The sequence below is a fragment of the Actinomadura physcomitrii genome (genome assembly GCF_008923205.2).
GTDB lineage: Bacteria > Actinomycetota > Actinomycetes > Streptosporangiales > Streptosporangiaceae > Spirillospora > Spirillospora physcomitrii.
On sequence record NZ_WBMS02000033.1, the window covers coordinates 102,948 to 109,135 of the forward strand.

General features: G+C 73.1%; 5 protein-coding genes. All 5 read right to left on the minus strand.

The features are described from left to right. Window positions 1-39: 39 nt before the first annotated feature. Window positions 40-642: a dephospho-CoA kinase gene (gene coaE / locus F8568_RS32875; RefSeq protein ID WP_151597581.1), complete on the minus strand. Its 603-nt coding sequence runs from the start codon at window positions 640-642 to the stop codon at window positions 40-42. Between the two features lie 25 nt (window positions 643-667). Continuing rightward, a complete protein-coding gene (locus F8568_RS32880) occupies window positions 668-1,180 on the minus strand; it encodes a GNAT family N-acetyltransferase (RefSeq protein WP_151597582.1) in 513 nt (170 codons plus the stop codon). Between the two features lie 7 nt (window positions 1,181-1,187). After that, window positions 1,188-3,140, minus strand: coding sequence for an endonuclease/exonuclease/phosphatase family protein (locus tag F8568_RS32885; protein WP_151597583.1), 1,953 nt, complete (start codon window positions 3,138-3,140; stop codon window positions 1,188-1,190). Window positions 3,141-3,497: 357 nt separating this feature from the next. Continuing rightward, the gene (gene rpsA, locus F8568_RS32890) at window positions 3,498-4,976 is read right to left on the minus strand and encodes a 30S ribosomal protein S1 (RefSeq protein ID WP_151597584.1); all 1,479 of its coding nucleotides are present in this window, start codon (window positions 4,974-4,976) and stop codon (window positions 3,498-3,500) included. Window positions 4,977-5,220: 244 nt separating this feature from the next. Further along, the coding region (locus F8568_RS32895; RefSeq protein ID WP_151597585.1) for a polysaccharide deacetylase family protein at window positions 5,221-6,188 on the minus strand (968 nt) is incomplete at its 5' end.

A 6,188-nucleotide genomic window follows, 5' to 3' on the forward strand; every position in this document is an offset into this window, starting at 1 on the left:
TGAGCGTTCGGTTGATCACCGACAGTTATTCGTCGGTGATCAACTGGCGGCGGCCTGGCGGGTGAGGGTCTCCCAGAGGGCGTCGACCTGGGACTTCAGGTCGTCGAGGGTGCCGGAGTTGTCGATGACGTGGGTGGCGACGGCGCGGCGCTGCTCGCGGGTGGCCTGGTTCGCCATCCGGGCGCGGGCATCCTCCTCGGTCATGCCGCGGCGGGAGGTGAGGCGGTCCAGCTGGGTCTCCTCGGGCGCGTCCACGACCACCACCGCGTCGTAGGCGCCGGCGAGGCCGTTCTCGGCCAGCAGCGGGACGTCGTAGACGACGATCGCGTCGGCGGGGGCGGCGTCCATCAGCTCCTGCATCCGCTCCCCCACCAGCGGGTGGACGATCGCGTTGAGGGCGGCGAGCCGGTCGGCGTCGGCGAACACGATCCTGCCGACCTTCTCCCGGTCGAGGGCGCCGGACGGCAGCAGCACGCCGTCGCCGAACTCGGCGACGACCGCGGCGAGGCCCGGGGTGCCCGGCTCGACCACCTCGCGGGCGATCTTGTCCGCGTCGATGACCACCGCGCCGCGCTCGGCCAGCCGCGCGGACACCTCGCTCTTGCCCGACCCGATTCCGCCGGTGAGTCCCACTTTCAGCACGCGCCCACCCTAGCGGGCGCGGGTCTCAGGGGGTCCCGGCGGGCACGAGGGCCTTGCGCATGTGCACGAGCGTCAGGTGCGCGGCGACCCGCTCGCGGTGCGTCTCGGTGTAGCCGAGCCGCCGGTACAGGCGCAGGTTGCCCTCGCTGAGGTGCCCGGTGAACAGCACGCACGCGTCGGCGCGGCCCGCGACGGCCTCCTCCAGCGCCCGCATCAGCCGCCCGCCGATCCCGCGGCCCTGCAGGTCGGGCGCGACGACGAGCCGCCCGACCAGGCAGGTGTGGTCGCTGAACTGGGCGCGGACGGCGCCGGCGATCCGGCCGCCGAGCACCGCCTTCAGCACCACCGCGTCGCCCTCCAGCAGCTTGCGCATCTGCTCCAGCGACTCGACCAGCGGCGGGATGAACGGGTCGCCGTACAGCTGCGCCTCGCTGACGTAGGCGGCGCGCTGCAGCGTCAGCAGCTCGCCCGCGTCGGCGGGGACCGCCGGCTCGACCGCCGCGGTGCCCGCCGCCGTGCCCGCCGCCGTGTCGTCCATGGCCGCCTCACTTCCCGATCCGGAGCGTCACCGCGACCGGATAGTGGCCGGACGCCCCCGAGCGCGGGACGTCGTAGTCGCTGAACAGCACCCCGTCGGAGCCGAAGACGTAGTCGGTGCGGTCGCCGTCCGCCGAGGTCGGGGACGCGTCGCCGCCGAGCGCGGCGTTGCGCAGGTCGGTTCCGTCGGTCATGTCGGACACCTCGGGGCTGCCGGGGCCGGCGCCGAAGTCGCCGCCGATGACGGTCCGGGGCGCGCCGCCCCAGGCGCGCAGCAGCGCCGCGACCTCGCGGGACCGCTCGCCGCTCTGCCCGTCGCCGCCCTGCAGCCGGGTCGACCACACGTCCATCGTGCTCGCGCCGACGGCCAGCCGCGCCCACACGTACCCGCGGATCTGCGACCAGTCGCCCTTCTGCATCCGGCCCGTCCCGGAGCTGCGGACGGGCAGCGAGGTCAGGATCGCGTTGCCGAACTGGCCGTCGGCCGCCGGTCCCCAGATCAGCTTCATGCCGAGCCGCCGCGACAGGTAGACGCCGAGGTCGGCGGTGCCCGACAGCAGCGACCCGCGGCTCGCCTCCTGCAGCAGGACGACCTGGGCGCGCTGCCTCTCGATGGTGCGGGCGACGCCCTCGGGGTCGAGGCGGCCCTTCTGGTTGACGGCGTCCTCGATGTTGTAGCTGAGCAGGCGAACCTGGCCGGGGACGGGCCCGGCCTTCGCCGTCCCGTCCGGCGCGGCGACGGTGAACACCGCGGTGCCGAGCAGCAGGACGAGCGCGGCGGCGCCGCCGGCCAGGGCGCGCAGCGGCGCCCGCGCGGGCAGCGGGCCGCCGCGGGCCGCCGCGGCGGCGGCGAGCCCGCCGAGCGCGATACCCGCGACGCCCGGCAGGACGTTGTTCGGGAACGGCAGCGGCGACAGGGCGCTCACCTGGTACGGGACGAGCAGGACGAGGATCAGGAAGCCGCCGAGCGCGGCGCCCACGTCGATCCGCCAGACCGGCCCGCCGGTCCCGGCGCGGCGCAGCGGCGCCCGGCACGCCACCGCCAGCAGCCACGCCGACAGCACCTGCCCGAGCACGACGATCGGCACCACCTCGATGCCGGTGACCGCGTACGTCCCGGCGACCGCGCCCGCGCCGACGCCGAGCACGGTGCCGCCGAGCACGCACACCCCGCCGGGGACGGCGCGCACGGCGAGCCCGGACGCCAGGAACGCCAGCGCCAGGCCCTGCCCGACGACGATCGCGATGTGCGCGGCGGTCAGCGACTGCCAGCCGGACGAGGCGACGAACGCGGGGCTGGCCAGCACCAGCACCTGCAGCGCGAGGAACGGCCCCAACGCGGCGGCGCCCATCGCGTCCCGCCACGACAGGCCCGGCGCCACGACAGGCCCGGACGACAGCTCCCGGTAGAGGGCGGCGGCGCCGAGCGCCACGAACGCCAGGCACGCCGCCCACGGCCCGATCCCGCTCCGCCACACCGGGTCCCAGGTGGCGAAGCACATCCGGACGGCGGTGTCGGCGGACAGGCCCGCGACGGTCGCGGTCGCGAACCCGACGCCGGACAGCCCGCGCGCCCCCTCGAACAGCGCCGCGACCGCGATCATGCCGATGGCGGTGCCGGCGAACGCCAGCCAGGTCTGCGGGCCGATCGCCTGGGCGAGCAGCCGGACGGCGAACAGCCCGCCGACCCCTGCGAGCAGCAGCCCGCTCGGGCCCGCGGCGCGGCGCACGAGCGGCGCGGCGAACCCGGCGAGATAGACCGCCAGCACGGCGACCGCGGCCACGCCGGTGCCGGCGTCGTCGGCGAAGTGGTCGAGCTGGGGAAGCGAGAAGCGCAGGGTCTGCGCGAGCACCGCGACCGTGATCGCGATGAGCGTCAGCCGGGCGGGGCCCTGCGGGACGATCGACGGTCCCGGCGCTGCCGGGCCGCCGGTCTTGGTGCCTACCTCTGTGCTGGCCAATTGAACGAGTGCTCCCGGGGGACGAGCGGACCTACGGGGGTAACGGCGACGCGGCACTGCGCGGCCCCTGCGGACTCTACGGCCCCGGCGGGCGCCGTGCGCGCCGAACCGCCGGGCGCGGAACCGATCACCCCGCCGGACGATCATACGGCCCGGCGCGGGTGCGCCGGGCCGGGCGGGCGAGACCCGCCACGCGGCCCGTCGGGCCGCCGCCCGCACCGCGGACGCCCCCGCCGGGCCCGGCCGGGTTCAGGGGCCCGGAAACCGATCACGGCCGGAGGCGATCCAGGGATCGCGCTCCGGCCGTGGTCGTCAGGCCCGTGGGGCCGCCGCCGTCGGTGCGGGGTCAGTGACCGGTCACTGGCCGCCGGACAGCTTCTCCCGCAGCGCGGCGAGGGCCTCGTCGGTCGCCAGCGCGCCGCCGCCCGACTCGCTCTCGCCGCCGCCGGAGTAGGAGGTCTCGCCGCCGCCGGTCGCGGGGCCGGTCTCGGCCTCCGCCTCGGCCTTGCGGGCCTCCTCGATCTGCTTGCGGTGCGCGTCGAAGCGGGCGCGGGCCTCGGCGTACTGCCGCTCCCAGGTCTCGCGCTGCTCGTCGAAGCCCGGCAGCCACTCGCCCGTCTCGGCGTCGAAGCCCTCGGGGTACTTGTAGTTGCCCTGCTCGTCGTACTCGGCCGGCATGCCGTACAGGGTCGGGTCGAAGTCCTCTTCCTCGATCCCCGCGGCGCCCTCGTTGGCCTGCTTGAGCGACAGGCTGATCCGCCGCCGGTCGAGGTCGATGTCGATGATCTTCACGAAGATCTCGTCGCCGACCTGGACGACCTGCTCGGGGATCTCCACGTGCCGCTCGGCCAGCTCGGAGATGTGCACCAGGCCCTCGATGCCCTCCTCGACGCGGACGAACGCGCCGAACGGCACCAGCTTGGTGACGCGGCCCGGCACGACCTGCCCGATCTGGTGGGTGCGGGCGAACTGCTGCCACGGGTCTTCCTGGGTCGCCTTGAGCGACAGGGAGACGCGCTCGCGCTCCATGTCGACGTCCAGGACCTCGACCGTGACCTCCTGGCCGACCTCGACGACCTCGGACGGGTGGTCGATGTGCTTCCAGGACAGCTCGGAGACGTGCACCAGGCCGTCGACGCCGCCGAGGTCGACGAACGCGCCGAAGTTGACGATCGAGGAGACGACGCCCTTGCGGACCTGGCCCTTCTGCAGGGTGTTGAGGAAGGTCTGGCGGACCTCGCTCTGCGTCTGCTCCAGCCAGGCGCGGCGGGACAGGACCACGTTGTTGCGGTTCTTGTCCAGCTCGATGATCTTCGCCTCGAGCTCGCGGCCGACGTAGGGCTGCAGGTCGCGGACGCGGCGCATCTCGACCAGCGACGCGGGCAGGAAGCCGCGCAGGCCGATGTCGAGGATGAGACCGCCCTTGACGACCTCGATGACGGTGCCGGTGACGATGCCGTCCTCGTCCTTGATCTTCTCGATCGTGCCCCAGGCGCGCTCGTACTGGGCGCGCTTCTTGGACAGGATCAGACGGCCTTCCTTGTCCTCCTTCTGGAGGACGAGGGCCTCGACGTGGTCGCCCACGGCGACGACCTCGTTGGGGTCGACGTCGTGCTTGATGGACAGCTCACGCGAGGGGATGACGCCCTCGGTCTTGTAGCCGATGTCGAGGAGGACCTCGTCACGATCGACCTTGACGACAGTGCCCTCGACAATGTCGCCGTCGTTGAAGTACTTGATGGTCTCGTCGATCGCCGCGAGGAAGGCTTCCTCGGACCCGATGTCGTTGACCGCTACCTGCGGGGTGGTCGAGGTGGCCTCGGTGCTGCTCGTCATGTGTCGGCTGGCTCCGGTACGGACATGGAAGTCGTGATGGGTTGTGCGCGGAGGGCCGTCCGCCCTGCCGAGAACCGGAAGGAACGCGGTGCTGACCGCGTCAGTGAACCGAACCGATGTCGCCGACCTGACCGAGCGCGAGCCTGCTCCGTCCGAAGCGCGCGCAGGCCCACAGCGCAGCGATCAGAATATGGGACGCGGCGCGCCTGGTCAATCCGGTGGGCACGCCGCCGGCCGGCCCGCATCAGTAGACCCGCGCCCAGGCCCGGTACGGCTTGCCCAGCCGGTCCTCGAACATATTGGGAAACGTCACCGTGTTCGGGTCTCCGTCAGATGTGTACCGCTCCTCGGGGTGCTTGTCCAGATAATCGAGCCAAGCGGTCGAGCAGAACTGCTTGCAGTCGTCCTCTTTGATCTTGCCCTCGGACCGTACCCGGTCGATCGCCCACCGGTCGAACCTCCCGTCGAACGGCGACACCGACGGCCGCCACCCCGCCAGGAAGATCCCCTGGAAGGCGTACGAGCCGTCCTTCTTCTGCGCCCACGCCGCCTTGTGCGGGGCGACGCCGAACGGGTACGCGAACGTCGTCGTGTGCGTCCCGGTCATCTTGACGATCTCGTCCTCCATGCCGCCGATCTCCTTGTACACCTGCTCCTTGGACAGGTGCGACAGGTCGGGGTGCGACATGGTGTGGTTGGCGATCTCGTACCCGTGCTGGGCGAGCCACTTCAGGCCCGCGGCGGCCTGCAGGTCGCTCATCCCGAACAGGTCCTTGTTCAGGTAGAACGTCGCGACCGGCCGGAACCCGGGGTTCTCCCGCGCCACCTGCTCGATGACGCCCACCGCCGTGTCGGGCTTCGGGTTGCCCCCCGCGTCCAGCCCGAAGTGCCCCGGGGTGCTGTCGTCGAAGGTGAGCACGACGGGGTGCTTGCCGGCCGGGACGTCGATCCATCCCTTGACGAAGTCCGCCGCGGTGATCGGCACGTACCCGTCCTTGGCGAGCCGCGTCAGCTCGTCGTACAGCTCCTTGGTCGAGCGGTCCAGCGACTGCTGCGGCTTGACCATGATCCGGTGGTACATGATCACCGGGACCTGGCCCAGCTCGTCGGCCTTGGCCTGCGCCGCCGCGGGCGCCGCGGCCGCGAGCCGCGCGGGCGCCGGCGGGCTCGCCGTCCCGCTCGCGGACGGCGCCGCGCGGCCGGGCGCCGGCG

Coding starts and splice junctions, on each gene's coding strand:
- F8568_RS32880 (WP_151597582.1), bottom strand. CDS start 1,180: ATGGACGACACGGCGGCGGGCACGGCGGCGGGCACCGCGGCGGTCGAG.
- rpsA (WP_151597584.1), bottom strand. CDS start 4,976: ATGACGAGCAGCACCGAGGCCACCTCGACCACCCCGCAGGTAGCGGTC.